Origin of the sequence: uncultured Thioclava sp. (genome assembly GCF_913064665.1) — a bacterium.
Taxonomy (GTDB): domain Bacteria; phylum Pseudomonadota; class Alphaproteobacteria; order Rhodobacterales; family Rhodobacteraceae; genus Thioclava; species Thioclava arctica.
In genome coordinates, this window is sequence record NZ_CAJYBT010000053.1 from 1 (window position 1) to 21,103 (window position 21,103).

The window sequence follows — 21,103 nt, forward strand, 5'->3', positions numbered from 1 at the left end:
AAGGGCGGTAGCCAACGTCACGAGCGGTTTTACCGACAAATGAGGGAATACCAGCAGGGCAAGACTGCGTGCTGTGAGTGGTGTGGTGGGCAGTAACCAAAGCAGCATCAGGAGCAGGAAGGCCTATGCGGTGAGGACCGGGAGTGGACTGCGGGAGGCGGCGACAGGACCGGGGCCCAATGTCGGCGGTCTGGTCGGGGTCAATTACCTCGCCACGATCAACAACGCCTATGCGACGGGGGCCGTATCGGGAACGGCGAGCGATGTCGGCGGTCTGGTCGGCTTCAACTATTACAGCACGATCAGCAATGTCTATGCGACGGGGGCCGTATCGGGAACGAACTCTGTTGGCGGTCTGGTCGGCTCCAACTATTACAGCACGATCAGCAATGTCTATGCGACGGGGGCCGTATCGGGAACGAGTTCTGTCGGCGGTCTGATGGGCGCCACCAGCGACGGCACGATCACGAATGGCTACTGGGATACGACGACCTCGGGCACCACGACTGGCGAAGGCTATGGCGATGGGGCCGGGGTGAGCGGGCTGAGCACGGCCGAGCTGGCCGCAAGCTTGCCGATCGGGTTTGACGGGGCGGTTTGGTCGACCTCGGACAATCGGACAACGCCGTGGCTTCTGGCCAATCGCAGCTTTGGCACGGTCAGCGGGTCGGTGATCTTGGGCAGCGACAGCAGCGCCACGCCGCAGCGGTATGATGTGATCGCGAACGCCACGCAGTTGCAAAACATCACCACCACCGCGCTGGACGCCGCTTATGTTCTGGCGCAAAGCCTTGATCTGTCGGGCATCAGCGACTTCAACCCGATCGGGAGCGACACCACCCCGTTCACCGGCAAGTTCGACGGTCTTGGCCATACGATCAGCAATCTGACCATCAACCGGCCCTCGACTAACTATGTTGGCCTGTTCAGCTACACTTCCGGCGCGACGATCAGCAATGTCGGCCTTGTCGGTGGCAGCGTTTCGGGCCACGTCAATGTTGGCGGGCTGGTCGGGTATAATTCCGGATCCACGATCAGCAATGTCTATGCGACCGGGGTGGTCTCGGGCACGGGCGACGATGTCGGCGGGCTGGTCGGGTATAACTCCAGATCCACGATCAGCAACGCCTATGCGACGGGGGCGGTCTCGGGCACCACAAATGTCGGCGGGCTGGTCGGGGATAACTCCATATCCACGATCAGCAACGCTTATGCGACCGGGGCGGTCTCGGGCTCCAGAGCTGTTGGCGGGCTGGTCGGGATGAACGCATCCAACTCTACGATCAGCAACGCCTATGCGACCGGGGTGGTCTCGGGCCCCAGATCTGTCGGCGGGCTGGCCGGGTATAACTCCAGATCCACGATCAGCGATGCTTATTGGGACACCACGACGTCGGGGCTCTCGACCGGTTTGAGCAGCGGAAGCGAGACCGGGGTGACGGGTCTGACCACGGCAGAACTGGCGGGCGGATTGCCAAGCGGGTTTGACGGGTCGGTTTGGTCCACCTCGGACAATCAGAGCACGCCGTGGTTGCTGGCCAATCGCAGTTTTGGCACGGTCAGCGGGTCGGTGATCTTGGGCAGCGACAGCAGCGCCACGCCGCAGCGGTATGATGTGATCGCGACGACCGACCAGTTGCAAAACATCAACACGACCGGGCTAAGCGGCACCTATGTTCTGGGCAATGATCTGGACCTCGCCTCGATCGCGAATTTCGCCCCGATGGGGATAACGCGCACCCATTCGTAGGCACGTTCGACGGGCTGGGCCATACGCTGAGCAATCTGACCATCGACCGGCCCTCAAGCAGTTACGTTGGTCTGTTCGGAGTTGCGACCGGTGCCAAGCTGCGCAATGTCGGGTTGATCGATGTGAATGTGAAGGGAAGGTATCTCGTCGGCGGTCTTGTCGGGGCCATGTATTTCGGCAGCACGCTTAGCAACGCCTATGCGACGGGCGTGGTGTCGGGCGCGAACTCTGTCGGCGGTCTTGTCGGCACGCTCACCTACGGTGGTTCGATCCGCAACGCCTATGCAACGGCGACCGTGACGGGAACGGGCGACTACACCGGCGGACTGCTCGGCTACTCCTCCAACGGCACGCTCAGCAACGTCTATGCGACGGGGGCGGTGTCAGGCACAAGCAAAGTCGGCGGTCTCGTCGGTCTCAGCGGCTACAGCGGCACGATCAGCAACGCTTATGCGACGGGGGCTGTGTCGGGAACGAGCCAAGTCGGCGGTCTGGCCGGGTCCAACTCCAACAGCACGATCAGCGACGCCTATTGGGACTTGACGACATCGGGCCAGACAAACGCTGTCGGGCTTGGCGATGGGTCCGGAGCGAGCGGGCTGAGTACCGCCGAACTGGCCGCTAGCCTGCCGAGCGGGTTTGACGGGGCTGTTTGGTCAACCTCGGACAATCAGAGTACGCCTTGGCTTTTGGCCAATAGCAGCTTTGGTAGGGTGAGCGGTTCAGTGATCTTGGGCAGCGACAGCAGCGCCACGCCGCAGCAGTATGATGTGATCGCGAGTGCGACGCAGTTGCAAAGCATCAACACGACCGGGCTGAGCGGCGACTATGTGCTGGGCAATGATCTGGACCTCGCCTCGATCGCGAATTTCGCCCCGATCGGGGGTGGCAGCAATCAGTTTACCGGGCAGTTCGACGGCCTTGGCCATACGATCAGCAATCTGACCATCGACCGACCCACGACTAGGGGTGTCGGCCTGTTCGGCTACACGCAAAACGCCACGGTCAGCAACCTCGGCGTCGTTGGCGGCAGCGTGACAGGCGACAACACCATCGGCGCGCTGGTCGGGTTTTCCTTAAACTCGACGATCAGCAATGCCTATGCGACTGCGGCAGTTTCGGGCAGCAACGTCGTCGGCGGGCTGGTCGGGTCCAGCAACCACAGCACGATCAGCAACGCCTATGCAGCGGGGGCCGTGACGGGGACGGGGTCCAATACCGGCGGTCTGGTCGCCTATAGCTCCAACAGCACGATCAGCAACGCCTATGCGACCGGGGCCGTGTCGGTAGCCTATGGTTTTGCCGGCGGTCTGGTCGGCTGGATCAATAACGGCACGATCAATAACGCCTATGCAACAGGGGCCGTGTCAGGAACTAACTATGTCGGCGGTCTTGTCGGCAATAGTGCCAACAGCACGATCAACAGCGCCTATGCAACGGGGGCCGTGTTGGGGACGAAGGCGAATACCGGCGGTCTGGTCGGTTCCAACTCCCACGGCACGATCAGCCATGCCTATTGGGACTTGACGACATCCGGACTGACGGACGGTGTCGGGTCTGGCGATGGGTCCGGGGTGAGCGGGCTGAGCACGGCGCAGATGCACCAGAAGGCCTCGTTCGCGGGTTTCGATTTCTCCGACACGCCCGATTGGGTCATCTATGAGGGTCATACCGCGCCGCTTCTGGCCGCCTTCCTGACGACGCTCAGCGTTTCGGCGAGCGCATCGCATGTGACCTATGACGGGAGTGTGGCCGGGGCCTCGAGCGTCACTACCACGGTGACGGGCACCGCCCCGGCGGGCGCGCTGTTTGGAAATTCGGGCACGCTGAACAACGCCGCGACACCTTTTGGCGATGCGCGCAATGTCGGAACCTATGATGCGGACCTGTGGTCGGATCAGCAGGGTTATCGGATCACGCAAACGGCGGCGAAGCTGAGCATCGATCCGCGTAGCCTGACCGGCTCGATTGCTGCGGGTCGCTCGACTTACGGCGATGCGCTGGCACCGGGGGCGGTGAGTTTCACCAACGTGGTGTCGGGCGATGATGTGAGCGGCACGGTGAGCGTTGACACAACGGGCCATCTCAGCACCAGCGGTCATCTGAACGCGGGCAGCTATATCGGGGGCGAGATAGTCTCGGCGCTGAGCGGCGCGGATGCGGGCAATTACACCATCGGCAGCATCACTGGCGACTACACCGTCACCCAGCGCGCGCTGACCGTGGCGTTCACCGGCACGCCGACGCGCGCCTATGACGGGACACTGGTGGCCCATCTGGTGCCGGGTGATTTCAGCGTCAGCGGGCTTGTGCTGGGTGAGCAGATGCAGGTGACACAGACCCGTGGGGAATATGCTTCGGCCGAAGTGGGTACGCATATTGCTGTAAGCGCCGATCTGACCTCGGGCGATTTCAGGGGCATCGGCGGCACCGATCTGGCCAATTACAGCCTGCCGGTCCCGGTGACGACCAATGGGTTTGGCGAGATCAGGCAACGGGTCTCCACCGGCGGTCCCGGCTCGCCGCTGCAAAACACTCATGTCAATCGTCTCTCGGGGCTGCCAGTGGCGGGCGTGTTGAACGTGCCCAATGGCGTGATCCCCCCCGCTATGCCGTCGCTGGAGATCCAGAACGGTGGCGTCGAGGGGGCTGACGACAATGCATCGTGACATGGCCGATCACGCAAACAAAAAGGAAGACCTGCGTATGAGACAGCAGACACTGCCAATCGCTGTCCGCGGGGCAGGGCGACCAATGACGCTGGCCCTCGGGCTCGGGCTGCTCCTGAGCACCGGGGCTCAGGCGCAAAGCCTGCCATCCCCTGGCGCGGTGCTGGAGCAGACGCGCCCCGCGCAGGTCCAGCCCACGGCTCCGGGCGCGGTGCTGACGCTGCCCGCGCCGACGCAGCAAAAAAGCGGCTCGACGCTGCTCATCCCGGTCAGCAAGTTGGTGATCGAGGGCAATAGCTGGCTGGCCTCGGCGCAGTTGCACAAGCTGGTTGCGCCCGCCGAGGGTCACAAGCTGACGCTCGATGCGCTCAATGGCTATGTCGCGCGCATCACCGAGGCCTATCACGCAGCGGGCTACCCGGTGGCCTATGCCTATCTGCCCGCGCAAAAGGTGCGCAACGGGGTGATCCGCATCGCCGTGGTCGAGCCGCATTACGATCAGGTCACGGTCAGCGGCGAGTCGCGATTCAAACCGGATCAGGCGCGCGCCACTGTCGGGGTGAAGCCGGGCGACCCGGTGGTCTCGAAACCACTGTCGCGCGGCTTGTTGCTGCTGCAAGAGACGCCGGGCGTGCAGGTGCAGGGCATCTTGTTGCCCGGTGCGCAGCCCGTGACCACCACGCTTGATCTCAAGCGCACCGATCTGCCGTTGGTGAGCGGCAGCACCGGGCTGAGCAATGATGGCAATCAATATACCGGCAAGCTTCTGGGCAATTTTAACGTCACGGCGAATGATCCCTTTGGCATGGGCAGCAGCCTGTCGGCCAATGGGCTGATCTCACAAAGCGGTGGGCTCAAGGCGGGCGGGTTTGCGGCGCTGTCGCCCGATCTGGGCAATGGTTTGCGCGCGGGTGTTTATGGCTCGGTGACCAGCTATGTTCTGGGGCAGGACTTCGCCGCGCTCGATCAGCATGGCAAGGCGAGTCAGGCCGGCGTCAATCTAAGCTATCCGCTGCTGTTGCAAACGGGTCGGCGGCTTGATCTGCGTCTCGATCTGCTCAAGAACTGGATGTCGCAGGACACCCGCAGCACCGCCACGCAGGCCAATCAGCAGGTCACGCTGGCGCGGCTGGGGCTAAGCGGGGCGATCAGCGATGCCAAGGGCAATGTCACCTCGGGGCGCATCGCGTTCTCGCAGGGGCGCTTGACGCTGGGTCCGGACGCCGCGCGAGTGGCGGATGCGGCGGGGCCGAACGCGGCGGGGGATTTCTCGCTGCTGCGCTTTCGGCTGACGCGCGATCAGCATCTGGGGCAGGGCTTTAGCCTGCGCGCCGATCTGAGCGGTCAGCTTGCCAGCAAGAACCTCGACAGTTCGCAGAAATTCTACCTCGGCGGGCCCGATGGCGTGATGAGCGCCTCGGCAGGCACCGGCGGGGGCGATGTGGGCGTGATAATGCGTCTCAAGCTGTCGCACGGGCTGGATCAGGTGACGCTGCCCGGGCGGCTGGAAGGCGCGGTTCTGGCGCAGTTCGGCGCGGTGAAACTGGATCATACGCGCTACGCTGCGGGGCCCGAGCATCTGAGCGGGGGCGCGATCGGCCTTGGGCTGGATTACACGCAGGGCGCGTTTTCCGTGCAGGCTGCGGTGGTGGCGCCGGCGGGGGGCAACGGGCTTGCGACCGGGCGTCGGATCTGGCTCAGCTCAACCCTGTCCTTCTGATCTCAGGCACCGGAGCGAAAGTGGATTTCAACATCAACCTGCGCTTTCAGCCCTCGGGCTGGTTCATCGGCGTTCTGGCCGAGCTGAACGAGCAATATTCCGACTGGACCGATGGCAGCTATGACTGGGCCGCGCAGACCACCGATTTCCTGCACAACCCGGTGCCGCTGCCGGAATTCGACGCCAGCCTGTTCAAGACCCCGCTAAGTCAGCGCGCGGTCAATGATCTGCTGCATGTCGCAATGGCGCTGATGAGCGGCGATTTTCTGGCGGTGCGGGCCTATCTTGCCCAGATCCGGTTTGCTTTTGTGATCGGATATCCCCGTTCGGGCGGCAGCTATATGACCAAGGAACTGCTGCGCACGGTCGGTCTTGATCACACGCGGGTGTCAGAGGCGCTGGCCCATGATGGCTTTCCCGAATTGCGCGATATCTGGTATGATCGCGAGGGCGACAAGCCGTATTTCCACTTGCAAAGCAGTGCCTTCCAAACCGCCGAGTTTCTGGTGGTCGCCAATTTCTACTACCAGATCAAGACCCGGCGCGGCGGCGATGGCACCTGGATGGCACCCAAGAAGATGCACAAGATCATCCATTGGGCGGGCAGCTTCAAGATGCTGCTGGGGCAGGGGCGGGCCGACTATCTTGTGACCCTGCGCCACCCGCTGCCCACCGCAATCTCGATTGCCGAGAAAAGCGGCGGTCTGCCCGAGAATCTGCGCTTTCCCGCCGCCCAGCCGCGCAGCGCGATCGAACGATGGGTGCTGAACGATCTGATGATGCTGGGCATGCCCGAGGCCGAGATCGCCGCGCTGAGCTATTTCGAGGCGGTGCAGATCAGCTGGAGCCTGTTTCACGGTCGCATGGCCAGTTCGGGACTGTTTCTTGGCAATCGCGATGAGATCACTCTGCTGCCCTATGGCCGCGATGCGCTTGAGGGCGCGATCCGCAGCTATCGCGCCCGCCACGACACTCCGACGCCGCCCGAACCGCTGCTGATCCACGACAAGGCCAAGGCCTTCCCCGACTGGCACGCGCCCACCAACGAAGCCGTCGCGCAGATGTCGGGCTACTGGCGCTCGCTGGGGCTGACCTTTCCTGAGCTGACGCTGGAGTGACGGCCTCGGGTAAAGCCTGAAGGTGCCTCACTTGGCCAAGGGCTGGCCGGGGTCTGTGGTGTCCAGATCTTCCGCGCCCGAGATCCGCACCAAGGCAGCCGGGTCGAGAACCTCGATCTCGTTGGCCTCTTTGCGCAGGATGACCCCGTCACGTTCCCATTCCGTCAATACGCGGCTGATCGTTTCAGTGGTGGTCCCCAGATGATGGGCAAGATCGCGTCGCCGGATCGGGATGCGCACGATCGTGTGCTTCTGGCATTGCTCCTTTGGAAGCGTCGTGCGCAGATTGCGCCGCAACAGGATCAACAGAAACGACGCCAGCCGTTCCGAGACCTTGCGCGCGCTCATGAGCAGCACCCATTCGCGCGCGGAATCGAGCTCGTCCAGAACGCTGACCAGAAAGATGCGCTCGAGTTCGGGGAATTCCGTCAGGATCGCTTCGAAATAGCTGCGCTCAAAACTCAGGATACGGCACTCGGTCAGCGCGACGATGTCGTAAACGCTGCCGCCGTCAAAGAGGCGTCCAAACATGTCGGTGGGCACCAAGACGCCGATGATGTGGCGGCGCCCATCGGCCAGCGTCTTCTCCATCGCCAGCGCGCCGTCCAGAAGATAGCTAAGCGCGTTCGCGTGATCGCCTTCGGCCAAAATACAGGTGCCGCTGTCAATCTGAGTAATCCTTGCCGCAGAGGAGAGCGCCGCGCGGGCCGTTTCGGGAAGGGCGTGAAGGAGTGTTTCAATCCGCCCATGCGCGAGCGACTCGATCTCGGAAAGATGGCTCGGTTTCAAATTGTTTGGCACTGTTGATCTCCAACTAAGAGCCCGGCCCGGGCGGGGTCGAGAATAACCATGTGAGATTGCGTAATATTTGGACGTATAGCTAGTATGCATTGATCGCAATCAATGTCTGCAAGGGAAGGCTAACGTAAACTTAATGTCCGCTTCGAAAATGGGCGTAAGCCTTGGCTGAAGTGTAGCGCCGATAAGAGCGAGAAAGGCGCAGGGATGCTGTCGCGGGCGGTTGTGTTTTGTATGAGTAAAGCGGCTGGGGGGCTTTGTGAAAGAATATCATCTTATGTCGAAACCGAATGGTGATGTGCACTGCAGCGAGATGCAAACGCGGCTGCAGGACACCATACAGGCGCAAACCTTTGAATCGCTGCGCCGCAGCGCGCATGCCCAAAAGGTCGCGGCCAAATCTGTCGTGTGGAAAGACGGGATGGAGCAGCCAGAAATCGGGATTCTGTGTCAGGGTTATTTGCGATTTCAGCGCAACGGACTGGATGGACGCCGCCAGATCGTCGGGCTCGTGGTGCCGGGTGACATTGTCGGGGAGCGGGTGTGCAGACGCTCGGATATGAGCCTTGAAGCGGCGACCGATGCGACAATCTACTGGTTTGATCGCAAGGTGTATGACGCCTTGTTGCGCTCTGATCCGTTGCTGCGGCGCAAGCATTACCTCAACAGCATGGCGCAAGTGGATCGGCTGCGCTGGCTGACCTTGATGATCGGGGCGCTGCGCCCGAACGAGCGTGTTGCGACCTTGCTTCTCAGCGGGAAGTTTTTCATGCCTTGGCGCGCGCAGAGCCATGATCGGGGCGTGTTGACGCTTGCGCTCAACCGGCGCGACATCGCGGATATGTTGGCGACCACACCCGAAACCATCTGTCGCACGCTGAAAGCGTTTGAGAAGGAGGGGCTTATCGAGATGATTGACCCCGTCCAAGTGCGGGTGCTGGATCGTGCGGGGCTCGTCGCGCGCGCGGCGCTGACCGAGGAATCCGCAGGCCTTGCCGATATCATGCAGCCCGATCGCGCAATCGAGACCAGCGCTGCCTGAAGCTTGCCCTTTTGCCGCTGTTGTCGCGTCGTCTTGCGAGAATGTGCATCTCGCGCGGCACTGGCTGCGTTACGCCGTGCTGTGCGGCAATAGCTCTTCAATCGCATGTGAAAAATCATGCGCCCAGATGCGCTGCGCGCTGATGCAGTGCTCGGAAAGGGTGCTCGCGGCGAGACGCGGTGACATTTCGTCATGCAACCGCGCGAGGACCGGGGGAGAGAGCAAGAGGACAAGGTGGTCGATATCCTCGGCCAGCCTGTCCTCTCGAGAAATGCAACGAATTGGCGCACGAATTCCTGCGAATCCTGCGTGATCTTGTCGTGTGCTTCGCGCAGGAGGGGATTTGGACCGGCCCCGCAACACGCATCCTTTTGAGCCGCTCACTCCGCCCCCTGGCACATCCGCTCAGGGGGGGCACATGGGGCATTTCCCGGTGACATCCTGACCTTTCGCGGGGCCGTTCTGCGTGATGCTCAACAGCTTGTGTCATTGAAGTCTTGTTCGCGCCCGTCATACTTGCTGTCGCAGTTGGGCAATACCGACGTCTGCAAGCAATCGCGTGTGCGCAATGCGCCGCGACTTTCGGCGGACAAAAGATCTTCGCACCGCACCATATCGCAGGAACAGACAAAACCATGCCGCGCAATCGCTATTACAACGGCCCTGTCAGCGACCATTTTGACGGCGCACGGTTTCATTCCCCCGGGCAGCCTTCGCCCGACCGATCGCTGGGCGATATTTGGCGCTGGCGGCGCGAGGGCGGGCGCGCCCGTTGGCCTGCGCAGGTGGCTGTGACCCCCGTCGTCCCCCCCACGCGCAGCGAGTCCGCGCGGATTACGATGGTGGGACATGCGACGGTTCTGATCCAGATCGCGGGGCTGAACCTGCTGACCGATCCAGTCTGGTCCAAGCGCGCCAGCCCGATCCGTTTTGCCGGACCCAAGCGCGTCAGCGCCCCGGGGATCGGCTTTGAGCATCTGCCGCCCATCGATGCGGTTCTGCTGAGCCACAACCACTACGACCATCTTGATATTGCGACGCTGCGGCGGTTGCAGGCCAAACACCGCCCGCAGATGATTATGCCGCTTGGGACGGACGTAACCGTTCGCGGGGCCGTTCGGGGCGCGCAGATCGTGACTGGCGACTGGCATGATCGGGTCACACTTGCGCCGGGCGTTTCGATAAGCCTGACCCCGGCAAATCATTGGTCATCGCGCGGGATTCGAGATCGCCGGATGGCGCTTTGGTGCGGTTTCTGGATCGATAGCCCGCAGGGGCAGGTCTGGTTTGCCGGCGACACGGGCTATGGCGACGGATCGGTCTTTCGCGATATCCGCGCGCGTCACGGCACGCCCGACATCGCGCTGATCCCGATCGGTGCCTATGAGCCACGCTGGTTCATGTCGGCTCAGCACGTCGCGCCAGCGGAGTCCGTTCGGATCTTCGAAGATATCGGGGCGAAACGCGCGCTCGGGTTTCACTGGGGCACGTTTCAGTTGACCGACGAAGCATTGGACGCCCCAAAAGAAGGGCTCGCCGCCAGCCTGTCTGCTGCAAACATCGCCCCAGAGCGATTCATCGCCTTCGCCCCCGGCGCGGTCCATGTCTGAAAGTGAAAAAAGGGGCCACGAAGGGCCCCTTGGAATGTCATGCAATGGAAAGGCGCCTTAGCGCACGACTTCGCCGCCCGCAGCGTGCCAGTCATAAAGGCCGCCGATATTATACACGGTCTCATAGCCCATCTGCGCCAACATCTGCGCAGCCCCCGCCGAGCGTGCGCCTGAGGCGCAATACAGTGCGACCGGTTTGGACAGGTCCAATTCGGGCAGTTTTTCGGGGCTGGAGGGGTCACATTTCATCTTCAGCGTCGCCAGCGGGATATGCAGCGCGCCTTTGGCCTTGCCCGAACTTTTGACCTCCATGCCCTCACGCACGTCGATCACGACCAGCTCGCCCGCTTCGGCCTTGGCCACCGCGCTTTTGGGGTCGATTTTCTCGACATGACCGCCTTTGGCGCCCGAAGGACGTAGAAAGTTGAACATCTCGATTCCTCTTGTCATCAGTCAGGGGCCGCAGCCCGGGTCTCTGCCTCATGTGGCAGATCGCGCCACGCTTTCAAGAGACATACGGCGTCACGAGTCAGAAATACATTCATGTTAGCGAATTTGATGTGAAAGTGCCGTGATTTTGAGCGTTTCGTGAAGACAGGCCAGCCGCGTCTGGGGCGCGTGACGAAGATAAAGACGCCAAGTTCGCCCTTCGTTCGCGTTTTTCCGTTGGAGACTCGCCCACCAGCCCCTATCTAGGGGCAATGAAACCCGGGGAAGTGAATGGCTGAGCAGAAGTTCATCGAAGTGCGCGGCGCGCGCGAGCATAACCTCAAGAATATCGATCTTGATATTCCGCGCGATCAGTTCGTGGTGATCACGGGGCTGTCGGGATCGGGGAAATCAAGCCTTGCGTTTGACACGATCTATGCCGAAGGGCAGCGTCGTTATGTCGAAAGCCTGTCGGCTTATGCCCGCCAATTCCTTGATATGATGGGGAAACCCGATGTCGATCACATCTCGGGCCTGTCGCCCGCGATCTCGATCGAGCAAAAGACCACCTCGAAAAACCCGCGCTCGACTGTGGGCACGGTCACCGAGATTTACGACTATATGCGCCTGCTATTTGCGCGCGCAGGCACGCCCTATTCCCCCGCCACTGGCGAGCCGATCGAGGCCCAGCAGGTGCAGGACATGGTCGATATCATCATGGGGATGGAGGAGGGCACGCGCGGCTACTTGCTTGCCCCGATCGTGCGCGACCGCAAAGGCGAATACCGCAAGGAATTCGTTGAGTTACGCAAGCAGGGCTTTCAGCGCGTCAAGGTGAATGGCGCGTTTTACGAGCTGGAAGACCCGCCGACGCTCGACAAGAAATTCCGCCACAATATCGACGTGGTGGTGGATCGCGTCGTGGTGCGCGAAGGGATGGAGACGCGGCTGGCCGACAGTTTCCGCACCGCGCTCGATCTGGCCGATGGCATTGCGATTTTCGAAGATGCGCCGCGGGAAGCCGAAGAAGGGGCCGAGCCCGAGCGCGTGACCTTCTCTGAAAACTTCGCCTGCCCGGTGTCGGGCTTTACGATCCCCGAGATCGAGCCGCGGCTGTTTTCCTTCAACGCGCCGTTTGGGGCCTGCCCGGCCTGTGATGGTCTGGGCGTCGAGCTGTTCTTTGACGAACGTCTCGTGGTGCCCGATGTGACGCTTTCGGTTCGCGGCGGGGCGTTGGCGCCTTGGGCGCGCTCGAAATCGCCCTATTACACGCAGACGGTTGAGGCGCTGGCCAAGCATTACGGGTTTGATCCCAAGAAGCCGTGGAAAGATTTGCCGGAAAAGGTGCAAAATCTGTTCCTGCAAGGATCGGGTGACGAAGAGATTAAGTTCCGCTTTGACGAGGGCGGGCGGGTCTATGAGGTCAGCCGCACCTTTGAGGGGATCATCCCCAACATGCAGCGCCGCTACCGTGAAACCGACAGCGCCTGGTCGCGCGAAGAGATGGAGCGCTATCAGAACAACCGCCCCTGCCACACCTGTGGCGGCTATCGCCTGCGCCCCGAGGCGCTGGCGGTGAAAATTGGTGGCTTGCATGTCGGTCAGGTCGTGGAAATGTCGATCCGCGAGGCGCATCACTGGGCCGAAAGTGTGCCGGCGGCGCTGTCCAAGCAGAAGAATGAAATCGCGGCGGCAATTCTTAAGGAAATCCGCGAACGTCTTGGATTCCTGGTGAATGTCGGGCTGGATTACCTCACGATGAGCCGCGCTGCGGGCACGCTTTCGGGCGGGGAAAGCCAGCGTATTCGTCTTGCCAGCCAGATTGGTTCAGGGCTGACGGGCGTGCTGTATGTGCTTGATGAGCCCTCGATCGGGCTGCATCAGCGCGACAATGACCGCCTGTTGCAAACGCTGAAAAACCTGCGCGATCAGGGCAATACGGTGATCGTGGTCGAGCATGATGAAGACGCAATCCGCCATGCCGATTACGTCTTTGATATTGGCCCCGGTGCGGGGGTGCATGGCGGGCAGATCATTGCGCGCGGCACGCCAGAGGAAATCGCCGCCGATCCGGCCTCGATCACCGGGCAATACCTGTCGGGCACGCGCGAGATTTCGGTGCCGCTGACCCGGCGCAAGGGAAACAAGAAAAAGGTAACGGTTGTTGGGGCTTGCGGGAATAACTTAAAGGATGTGACGGTCGATTTCCCGCTGGGAAAATTCGTCTGCGTGACCGGCGTTTCGGGCGGCGGGAAATCCACGCTGACGATTGAAACGCTGTTCAAGACCGCCTCAATGCGGCTCAACGGGGCGCGCCAAACGCCCGCGCCCTGCGACACGATCAAGGGGTTGGAGCATCTGGATAAGGTGATCGACATCGACCAACGCGCCATCGGGCGCACGCCGCGTTCCAACCCGGCGACCTATACGGGGGCCTTCACCCCGATCCGCGACTGGTTCGCCGGTCTGCCAGAGTCCAAGGCGCGTGGTTACAAGCCGGGGCGGTTCTCGTTTAACGTCAAGGGCGGGCGCTGTGAGGCCTGTCAGGGCGATGGCGTGATCAAGATTGAGATGCATTTCCTGCCTGATGTTTACGTCGAATGTGAGACCTGCAAAGGCAAGCGTTATAACCGCGAGACTTTGGAAATTCACTATAAAGGCAAGAGCATAGCGGACGTTCTTGATATGACGGTTGAGGACGCGCAAGAGTTCTTCAAGGCCGTGCCGGTGATCCGTGAAAAGATGGATGCGTTGATGGAGGTGGGGCTTGGCTATATCAAGGTCGGCCAGCAAGCCACGACGCTGTCGGGCGGCGAAGCGCAGCGTGTGAAGCTGTCCAAAGAGCTGTCCAAACGCGCCACGGGGCGCACGTTGTATATCTTGGATGAGCCAACCACGGGTCTGCATTTCGAGGATGTGCGCAAGCTTTTGGAGGTGCTGCACAGCCTTGTCGATCAGGGCAATACCGTGGTGGTGATCGAGCACAATCTCGACGTCATCAAGACCGCCGATCATATCATCGACATTGGCCCCGAGGGCGGGGATGGCGGCGGTGAGATCGTGGCCGAGGGCACGCCCGAACAGATCGCGGAAAATCCGCGCAGCTATACCGGGCAATATCTGGGTCCGATGCTGATGGGCAAGGTGGCCGCGCAGTAGCGCGTGCCAGCCTTGCGGGCACTCAGGCGTTAGCGGGCATAGGTTGGGCCCACGACCTCGATTACTTTCTTGGTCGCGTTATCAACCCGGTAAATCGTTCCGCGCAGGACGTAATAGCGCCATGCCCCGGTCACCGCGGGCAGCTTGTAGCGGCGCAGATCCATCAGCATGGAATGTTGGTAAACCGGAAACGCATCGCCGACCTTGAAGTCAGCGCGCAGCTTGCCTTGCAGCACCCAGCGCATGGCCCCGTTCCGGGTGACCTTGCAAAACGTGCTCCCCGAGGTGAGCGTTTTGCACTCGGGCTCTTGGGCTTTGGTTTGCGCGTTTGGGCCGTCGGGGGCGGGCAGTTTGCCTGCGCGCATCACCTCGGGGAGGCTGGATTGCGCCGAAACGGAGCCACAACAGGCGATCAGAGGCAGGGCGAGCAAAAAGCGGTTCATCCCCCCGTGTTAGCCAGCCCCGGCGGGTCGGTCAACCGCGCGCATCCCCAAGCGACGCATAAGAAAAACCCGCCAAAACCACTCAGGGCCTTGGCGGGTTTTACGATTTTCACAGTGGCAATCAGCGTTTGCAGGTATTGATCCCGAAGATCGAATATAGCCCGCAAGTGCCCAGCAAGCCGGTGGCCAGAGGGATGATCCCGATCAGGAACAGCCAGCGATAGGACGCGGTCGGAAACAGGAAAAAGCCCAGAATAAGAGCCAGCCCCACCACGACACGCAGGATACGGTCGATGCCGCCAACATTGTTTTTGAACATAATGAATCCCTTTCGGATTGATCGCTTCCTTAGAGCTTGCATACAGATACGCATCCGGCAAGGTTTACTTGCGGGATGCGGCGTTCCCTCAGGTGCGCGAGCGTTTTTCGAACCGGGGCAGCATGGCGGAAAAATCGCGTCCCTTGCCGTCTTCGGCTTCGACGAAAGCGGCATAAAGTGCTGCGGCAAGCTGGCCCATCGGCGTGTCGGCATCGGCGCTTTCGGCGGCTTGCTGGCTGAGGCGCAGATCCTTGAGCATCAGCTCAGCGGCAAAGCCCGGTTTGTAGTCATTATCCGCAGGCGTTTGCGGCCCGACTCCGGGGGCGGGGCAATAGGTGTTCATGCTCCAACTTTGCCCCGACGAGGTGGACACCACGTCGAACATTTTCGCCCGGTCTAAGCCCAGCTTGTCGGCCAGCGCAAAGGCCTCGCAGGTGGCGATCATCGTCACGCCAAGGATCATGTTGTTGCAGATCTTGGCTGATTGACCAGCCCCTGCCGCGCCGCAATGCACCGCCTTCTGGCCCATGATGTCAAACAGCGGCTTGACCGTGGCGAAGGCAGCATCATCGCCCCCGACCATGAAGGTCAGCGTGCCGTTGGTGGCCCCGCCCGTGCCCCCGGAAACAGGCGCGTCCAGCGCACCGAGGCCCCGCTTGGCGGCCATCGCGGCCACCGCGCGCGCGCTGTCCACATCGACCGTGGAGCAGTCGCAGAAGACAGCGCCGGCAGGCATCGCCGGGATCATCTCGGCGGCCACGTCGCGCAGGATGGCGCCATTGGGCAGCATGGTGAAGACGACCTCGCCCTGTTTGGCGGCCGCCGCGGCGCTGTCGGCGCGCGTCACGCCCTCGGGCATCGGGGCGGTTAGATCAAACCCCACGACCTGATGCCCTGCCGCCAGCAGATTGGCCGCCATTGGCGCGCCCATATTGCCCAAGCCGATAAATGCGATTTTCATGGTGTTTCCTCCCAGATAGCCCAGTCCGGGCCCAGTGGTTCAAGCATCTGTATGACCTCTGCCTCGGGCAGGTTGGTCAGCGTGTGTTTCCAATGCGGATTGCGGTCTTTGTCGATGATTTGCGCGCGCACCCCCTCCAGGAAATCACCTAGCTCCGCAGCCCTCCAGGTAAAGCGGAACTCGTGCTCCAGTGCGGCGCGGATCGTGGGTTTGGCGCGTGTCATGCGCACCAAGCGCAAGGTGGCCGCCATCGACAGCGGCGAGTTGCGATACATCGTCTTGAGCGTGCGCGTGGTAAATTCTGATCCCGAGGTTTCCAGCGCCGCCATGATCGCGTCCAGATCATCGGACCAGAAGATCCGGTCGATCTCGGGGCGCAAGCGTTCTAGCGTGCCGTGCTCGGGGGGCGTGCGGGCATCGGGCAGGGTGTCGATTTTGCCAGTTTCGATCAGGCGCGCCTTGGCGGCCTCCCATTCAGTTTCCGGCACGAACAGATCGGCAAAACCTGCATAAAGCGCATCCGCCGCACCCATCCGCGTGCCTGTCAGCCCCAGATATTCTCCGACATGTCCCGGTGCGCGTGCCAACAGCAAGGTGCCGCCGACATCGGGGATCAGTCCGATTCCGCTTTCGGGCATCGAGACCTGCGTGGATTCGCCCACGATACGGTGGCTGGCATGACCGCCCACACCAACCCCGCCGCCCATCACGAAACCCTGCATGAAGGCGACGATCGGCTTGGGATATTCCGCGATCTTGGCGTTCATGCGGTATTCGTCGCGCCAGAAATCGCGACCGGGCGCATAATCGCCCGCGATGCCGGCGCGGTAAACGGCGGCAATATCGCCGCCCGCGCAAAAGGCACGATCACCGCGCGCGTCGATGATGATCAGGTCAACTGCCGCATCGTTGCGCCACGCATCCAGCGCCGCCTCAATCGCCAGCGCCATATCGTGATCAAGCGCATTGAGCGCGCTTTCGCGGTTGAAGGTCAGCCGACCCGCACGCCCCTCGATGCGCGCGATCATGGTTGCATCGCTCATTGGCCGCGCTCTGCGAGCATTTGACGCGAGACGATCAGGCGCATGATTTCATTGGTCCCCTCAAGGATCTGGTGCACCCGCAGGTCGCGCACGATCTTCTCGATCCCGTAATCGGCAAGGTAGCCGTAGCCGCCATGCAGTTGCAGGCATTGATTGGCCACGTCAAAGGCGACATCGGTGACGTACATTTTCGCCATAGCGCAGAATTTCGTCGCATCGGGCGTCTTGTTATCCAGCTTCCATGCGGCTTGGCGCAGGAAGATGCGCGCCGATTGCAGCTTGACCTCCATCTCGGCGAGGCGGAATTGCAGCGCCTGAAACTGATCGAGCGATTTGCCGAACGCCTTGCGCTCGCCCATGTAATCGAGCGTCTGGTTCAGTGCGGATTGCGCGCCCCCCAATGCCGAGGCCGCAATGTTGAGCCGCCCACCATCGAGCCCCGCCATCGCATAGCTGAAACCGCGCCCTTCCTCGCCCAGCAGGTTCTCGGCGGGAATTGCGCAATCGTCGAACTGTACCTGCGCGGTGGGTTGCGCGCGCCAGCCCATCTTGTCCTCCAGCGCGCCAAAGCTCAGCCCCTTGGTGCTGTCTTCTACGATGACGGTGGAAACCCCCTTGGGACCATCGCCGCCGCTGCGCACCATTGCGATGTAAACGTCCGAATAGCCGCCCCCTGAGATGAACGCTTTGGTGCCATTGATCACCCAGCCCGCATCACTCTGGGCCGCACGTGTGCGCAGGGCGGCCGCGTCTGATCCCGATCCCGGCTCGGTCAGGCAATAGGAGTAGATTTTCTCCATCGAGCACAGATCAGGCAACCAGCGCGCCTTGTTTTCCGGCGTGCCGAATTTGTCGATCATGCCGCCGCACATATTGTGGATCGACAGGAACGAGCCGACCGCGGGGCAGGCCATCGCGAGGGCCTCAAAGACCAGCGTCGCATCAAGGCGCGACAGCCCCGAGCCGCCATGCTCTTCGCTGACATAAATCCCGCCCAATCCCAGCGCGGCCACTTTGGGCCATAGATCCTTGGGGATCGTGCCTTGGGATTCCCAAGCGCGGGCATGCGGGGCGATTTCATCCTGACCAAAGCCATAAGCCATGTCGAAAATGGCCTGCTGCTCCTCGCTAAGTGCGAAATCCATGTTATTCCTCCCCGGAAACCTAGATAAATTGAACGCTCGTTTATTTAATCTCCGATTCTTGCACAAGTTTTGCAAGGGCTGGTGGAGTCGGGCAAGCACCCAATCGCGCAGAACGGTGTGGGCGTTTCTGCACGGCGTGGCTGCATTTCGGCATTTCCCCGTGCGAAAATGCTGATATTTGCGCGATCATGCTGCTGGCGCGCGCGGCCCAATCGGCAGGTTCGGGCGCAGCGCATGGCGTTCTCTGTTTTGGCGCCTGCGCAGGGGGCTTGGCAGGAGCCAGTTGATGCGCCTTGAGATGGCGCGGGTTGGATGCTAATTTGTGCGCTAAATCCTTATTTGGAAGGTGCTGCAATGTCGGAGTACCAGCCCCCGTCCAGCATTTTGCCACTGCCGGAGTCTCTTGCCCTTTTGGACCGTGTGTTTGGCGCAAATACGATTCTGAACGACCGTGGCAAAGACCAGGTGCGCGCCTATTACAAACAATCTTTGATCGGCTATGAGAAATACTACCATGCGCGCGGTGCGATGCATATGGCGCTCAACGATGGGTCAGAGCCGGGGCTGGGCGGGTTTCAAAAGCAGGTGAAACGGTTTCGTGATCTGATGAGCGGCGAGAAGATGGAGAATATCCTTGAGCTGGGATCGGGGGCCGGGTTCAACCTTGTCTGGATGGCCAAGAATTTTCCTGATGCCAAGGTTACGGGGATCGATCTGCTGCCAGACCATATCGGGCGCACGCGCAAACGAGCGAAAAAGAATGGGCTGACCAACATGGAGGCGCGCGAAGGCGATTTTGCGGCAATTCCCGAAGATCTTGGCCAGTTTGATCTGATCTATTCGGTCGAGGCTTTGTGCCATGCGCCCGAACTGCCCAACCTGTTCAAGCACATCGCCTCGCGCCTGCGTCCGGGCGGACGCTTTATGGTGTTTGACAGTTTCCGCAATTTTCAGCCCGGTGAACTGAGCGAAGATTACGCCCGCGCAATGGAAATCGCGGAAATCACAGTGGCGGTGAACAGCGGCTTTCACACCGTGCCCGCTTGGATGGATGCGGTGAAAGGGGCGGGGTTGGAGTTGGTGGCAGATGAGGATTACAGTCATCAGGTTCTGCCAACACTGGTGATGCTGCACGAACGCTGCATTGGGATTGAGGGCGGCTTCAAACGCGTGCTAATGAAAACGCTACCCCGCTATCTTGCGCGCAATGGAGCGGCCGGGTTGATGGGCTTTCATGCGCATGCGCCGATCCCGGGGCGCGCAGATGGGCAGGGCCCGCTTAGCTATCGCTGCATCGCGGCGCGCAAACCCGAATAGGGCCGGGCCAGGTAGGCTGACGCGTGCACAACAAAGGAACACGATCATGGACGGCGGACCCCAAACGCAAGAGGCGCAGCTGCGCAAGATGTTTCGCCGCCTCAGCATGGGCAATGCCGAGCGGCGCACGCATTTTGGCTATAGCGAAAGGCGCGCAGCCCTGCTGGCGCTGCGCAAGACCCTGCGCGACTTTGAAGGGCCGATCATCGCCGCCCTGGCGCAAGATTTCGGCAAGCCCGAAACCGAGGTCCGCCTGACCGAGATCATGGCCGTTCAGGCTGAAATCTCGCATGCTTTGCGTCACCTCAAGCGCTGGATGCGTCCGCGCAAGGTGGCCTCGACCCTTGTCTCTTTTGGCACGCGCGCCCGCATCGTGCCCCAACCCAAAGGCACGGCGTTGATCATTTCGCCGTGGAATTACCCTGTGACTTTGGCGCTGGGCCCGCTGGTGTCGGCCTTGGCGGCGGGCTGTAGCGCGGTGATCAAACCTTCGGAACTGGCACCCGCCAGCGCTGCGGTTGTCGCCCAGATCGTGGCCGAGGCGCTGCCCGAAGATCTGGTGAGTGTCTGTGAGGGGGGCGTTGAGGTCAGCGAGCTGCTGCTTGACCTGCCCTTTGATCATATCTTCTTCACTGGCTCCCCGCGCGTGGGCAAGATCGTGATGCAGGCGGCGGCGAAGAACCTTACCTCGGTGACGCTGGAACTGGGGGGGAAATCGCCGGTGATCGTGGGGGCGGGCGCGGATATCAAGCGCGCGGCCAAGATGACGGCTTGGGGCAAGTTCGCCAATGCCGGGCAGACCTGTATCGCGCCCGATCATGTCTTTGTGGCGAAATCGGTCGAGACGCAGTTTCTGGCCGAGTTGAAAGCCGCAATCGCCAAGATGTATGGCCGCGACGAGGCGGCTCAGGCAGCCTCGCGCGATTTTGCCCGCATCATCAACCCTAGCCATTTCGAGCGTCTTTCGGGGCTGATCGCGCAGGCCGAGGCAGCGGGTGCGCGCAAGCTGACGGGCGGGGCCAGCGATGCGCAAAGCCGCTATATCGCGCCCACTGTTCTGATGGGTACGGATTCCCAGATGGGCGTCGAACGCGACGAGATTTTCGGCCCCGTTCTGCCGGTGATCCCCTATGATCGTCTGGATGGCGTCTTGGCGCGCATCGAGGCGGGGCCGCGCCCCTTGGCGCTGTATTTGTTCGAACGCGATCGCGCTGTGATCGATCAGGTGTCGCGCTCTTCGATTTCGGGCGCGCTGGGCGTGAACCTGACCTTGGTGCATTTCCTGCATCTCAACCTGCCATTTGGCGGGATCGGAAATTCCGGGCTTGGTGCGGCGCATGGGATCTGGGGGTTCAACGCATTCAGCTATGAAAAATCGGTGCTGGAAAATCGCTTTGCCCCGATTGCGCCCTTGATGCCGCCCTATCGCGCTGCGCGCAAGCGGCTGGTACGCGTGATGGCGCGGGTGGTGGGGCGCTAGGGCGTTAACCCTACGCTAGGTCAGTAGGAATTGTGGGGGTTTGCGCGTGGCCAGCAGATCCGGGGTGGGCGATCACGCACATGCTTCTCGCCACCTCTTT

The 21,103-nt window shown here is 61.6% G+C and carries 16 protein-coding genes; 9 read left to right on the top strand and 7 right to left on the bottom strand.

The genetic code is table 11. From position 1 onward, the window contains the following. Window positions 1-130 precede the first annotated feature (130 nt). The 4 genes from QZ571_RS16360 to QZ571_RS16375 all read left to right on the top strand — a co-directional run bounded on the left by QZ571_RS16360 (window position 131) and on the right by QZ571_RS16375 (window position 7,257). Window positions 131-1,750: a GLUG motif-containing protein gene (locus QZ571_RS16360; protein ID WP_295537007.1), complete on the top strand. Its 1,620-nt coding sequence runs from the start codon at window positions 131-133 to the stop codon at window positions 1,748-1,750. Between the two features lie 167 nt (window positions 1,751-1,917). Then, window positions 1,918-4,419, top strand: coding sequence for a GLUG motif-containing protein (locus tag QZ571_RS16365; RefSeq protein ID WP_295537009.1), 2,502 nt, complete (start codon window positions 1,918-1,920; stop codon window positions 4,417-4,419). Window positions 4,420-4,504: 85 nt separating this feature from the next. Further along, on the top strand, window positions 4,505-6,139 hold the full coding sequence (locus tag QZ571_RS16370; RefSeq protein ID WP_295537011.1) for a POTRA domain-containing protein: 1,635 nt from the start codon (window positions 4,505-4,507) through the stop codon (window positions 6,137-6,139). A 20-nt stretch (window positions 6,140-6,159) separates the two neighbouring features. Further along, window positions 6,160-7,257 (top strand): hypothetical protein, encoded by a 1,098-nt coding sequence (locus tag QZ571_RS16375; RefSeq protein ID WP_295537013.1) that lies wholly within the window; start codon window positions 6,160-6,162, stop codon window positions 7,255-7,257. Between the two features lie 27 nt (window positions 7,258-7,284). Here the strand turns inward: QZ571_RS16375 and QZ571_RS16380 are convergent, their stop codons facing one another. After that, on the bottom strand, window positions 7,285-8,058 hold the full coding sequence (locus QZ571_RS16380) for a Crp/Fnr family transcriptional regulator (protein WP_295537015.1): 774 nt from the start codon (window positions 8,056-8,058) through the stop codon (window positions 7,285-7,287). A 274-nt stretch (window positions 8,059-8,332) separates the two neighbouring features. Between QZ571_RS16380 and QZ571_RS16385 the strand changes: the two genes are divergently transcribed. Together QZ571_RS16385 and QZ571_RS16390 are read left to right on the top strand one after the other, a co-directional pair. After that, the gene (locus QZ571_RS16385; protein ID WP_295537016.1) at window positions 8,333-9,097 is read left to right on the top strand and encodes a Crp/Fnr family transcriptional regulator; all 765 of its coding nucleotides are present in this window, start codon (window positions 8,333-8,335) and stop codon (window positions 9,095-9,097) included. A 635-nt stretch (window positions 9,098-9,732) separates the two neighbouring features. Continuing rightward, entirely contained in the window at window positions 9,733-10,707 is a 975-nt protein-coding gene (locus QZ571_RS16390; protein WP_295537018.1) for an MBL fold metallo-hydrolase, read from the top strand. Window positions 10,708-10,764: 57 nt separating this feature from the next. Here QZ571_RS16390 and QZ571_RS16395 read toward each other — a convergent pair whose 3' ends face one another. Continuing rightward, entirely contained in the window at window positions 10,765-11,139 is a 375-nt protein-coding gene (locus QZ571_RS16395; RefSeq protein WP_295537019.1) for a rhodanese-like domain-containing protein, read from the bottom strand. 288 nt (window positions 11,140-11,427) lie between these two features. Here QZ571_RS16395 and uvrA point away from each other — a divergent pair, with 288 nt between their 5' ends. After that, window positions 11,428-14,295, top strand: coding sequence for an excinuclease ABC subunit UvrA (uvrA, locus tag QZ571_RS16400; protein WP_295537020.1), 2,868 nt, complete (start codon window positions 11,428-11,430; stop codon window positions 14,293-14,295). A 29-nt stretch (window positions 14,296-14,324) separates the two neighbouring features. On the opposite strand, the gene QZ571_RS16405 is transcribed toward uvrA, so the two are convergent. The 5 genes from QZ571_RS16405 to QZ571_RS16425 all read right to left on the bottom strand — a co-directional run bounded on the left by QZ571_RS16405 (window position 14,325) and on the right by QZ571_RS16425 (window position 18,206). After that, window positions 14,325-14,738 (bottom strand): hypothetical protein, encoded by a 414-nt coding sequence (locus QZ571_RS16405; RefSeq protein WP_295537022.1) that lies wholly within the window; start codon window positions 14,736-14,738, stop codon window positions 14,325-14,327. Window positions 14,739-14,859: 121 nt separating this feature from the next. Continuing rightward, window positions 14,860-15,057, bottom strand: coding sequence for a DUF2892 domain-containing protein (locus tag QZ571_RS16410; protein ID WP_295537024.1), 198 nt, complete (start codon window positions 15,055-15,057; stop codon window positions 14,860-14,862). 88 nt (window positions 15,058-15,145) lie between these two features. Beyond that, the gene (gene mmsB, locus QZ571_RS16415) at window positions 15,146-16,018 is read right to left on the bottom strand and encodes a 3-hydroxyisobutyrate dehydrogenase (protein WP_295537026.1); all 873 of its coding nucleotides are present in this window, start codon (window positions 16,016-16,018) and stop codon (window positions 15,146-15,148) included. After that, a complete protein-coding gene (locus tag QZ571_RS16420; RefSeq protein ID WP_295537028.1) occupies window positions 16,015-17,061 on the bottom strand; it encodes an enoyl-CoA hydratase/isomerase family protein in 1,047 nt (348 codons plus the stop codon). Before QZ571_RS16420 ends, mmsB begins: the two co-directional genes overlap by 4 nt. Further along, complete coding sequence (locus QZ571_RS16425; protein ID WP_295537030.1) at window positions 17,058-18,206, bottom strand: acyl-CoA dehydrogenase family protein; 1,149 nt, start codon at window positions 18,204-18,206, stop codon at window positions 17,058-17,060. Before QZ571_RS16425 ends, QZ571_RS16420 begins: the two co-directional genes overlap by 4 nt. A gap of 354 nt (window positions 18,207-18,560) precedes the next feature. On the opposite strand from QZ571_RS16425, the gene QZ571_RS16430 reads away from it, so the two are divergent. Both QZ571_RS16430 and QZ571_RS16435 read left to right on the top strand, forming a co-directional pair. Beyond that, the gene (locus tag QZ571_RS16430; protein WP_295537033.1) at window positions 18,561-19,523 is read left to right on the top strand and encodes a trans-aconitate 2-methyltransferase; all 963 of its coding nucleotides are present in this window, start codon (window positions 18,561-18,563) and stop codon (window positions 19,521-19,523) included. 46 nt (window positions 19,524-19,569) lie between these two features. Beyond that, the gene (locus tag QZ571_RS16435; RefSeq protein ID WP_295537034.1) at window positions 19,570-21,003 is read left to right on the top strand and encodes an aldehyde dehydrogenase family protein; all 1,434 of its coding nucleotides are present in this window, start codon (window positions 19,570-19,572) and stop codon (window positions 21,001-21,003) included. Window positions 21,004-21,103: the final 100 nt, after the last annotated feature.

Coding starts and splice junctions, on each gene's coding strand:
- QZ571_RS16365 (WP_295537009.1), top strand. CDS start 1,918: ATGTATTTCGGCAGCACGCTTAGCAACGCCTATGCGACGGGCGTGGTG.
- QZ571_RS16370 (WP_295537011.1), top strand. CDS start 4,505: ATGACGCTGGCCCTCGGGCTCGGGCTGCTCCTGAGCACCGGGGCTCAG.
- QZ571_RS16385 (WP_295537016.1), top strand. CDS start 8,333: ATGTCGAAACCGAATGGTGATGTGCACTGCAGCGAGATGCAAACGCGG.
- QZ571_RS16390 (WP_295537018.1), top strand. CDS start 9,733: ATGCCGCGCAATCGCTATTACAACGGCCCTGTCAGCGACCATTTTGAC.
- QZ571_RS16395 (WP_295537019.1), bottom strand. CDS start 11,139: ATGTTCAACTTTCTACGTCCTTCGGGCGCCAAAGGCGGTCATGTCGAG.
- uvrA (WP_295537020.1), top strand. CDS start 11,428: ATGGCTGAGCAGAAGTTCATCGAAGTGCGCGGCGCGCGCGAGCATAAC.
- QZ571_RS16405 (WP_295537022.1), bottom strand. CDS start 14,738: ATGAACCGCTTTTTGCTCGCCCTGCCTCTGATCGCCTGTTGTGGCTCC.
- QZ571_RS16410 (WP_295537024.1), bottom strand. CDS start 15,057: ATGTTCAAAAACAATGTTGGCGGCATCGACCGTATCCTGCGTGTCGTG.
- mmsB (WP_295537026.1), bottom strand. CDS start 16,018: ATGAAAATCGCATTTATCGGCTTGGGCAATATGGGCGCGCCAATGGCG.
- QZ571_RS16420 (WP_295537028.1), bottom strand. CDS start 17,061: ATGAGCGATGCAACCATGATCGCGCGCATCGAGGGGCGTGCGGGTCGG.
- QZ571_RS16425 (WP_295537030.1), bottom strand. CDS start 18,206: ATGGATTTCGCACTTAGCGAGGAGCAGCAGGCCATTTTCGACATGGCT.
- QZ571_RS16430 (WP_295537033.1), top strand. CDS start 18,561: ATGTCGGAGTACCAGCCCCCGTCCAGCATTTTGCCACTGCCGGAGTCT.
- QZ571_RS16435 (WP_295537034.1), top strand. CDS start 19,570: ATGGACGGCGGACCCCAAACGCAAGAGGCGCAGCTGCGCAAGATGTTT.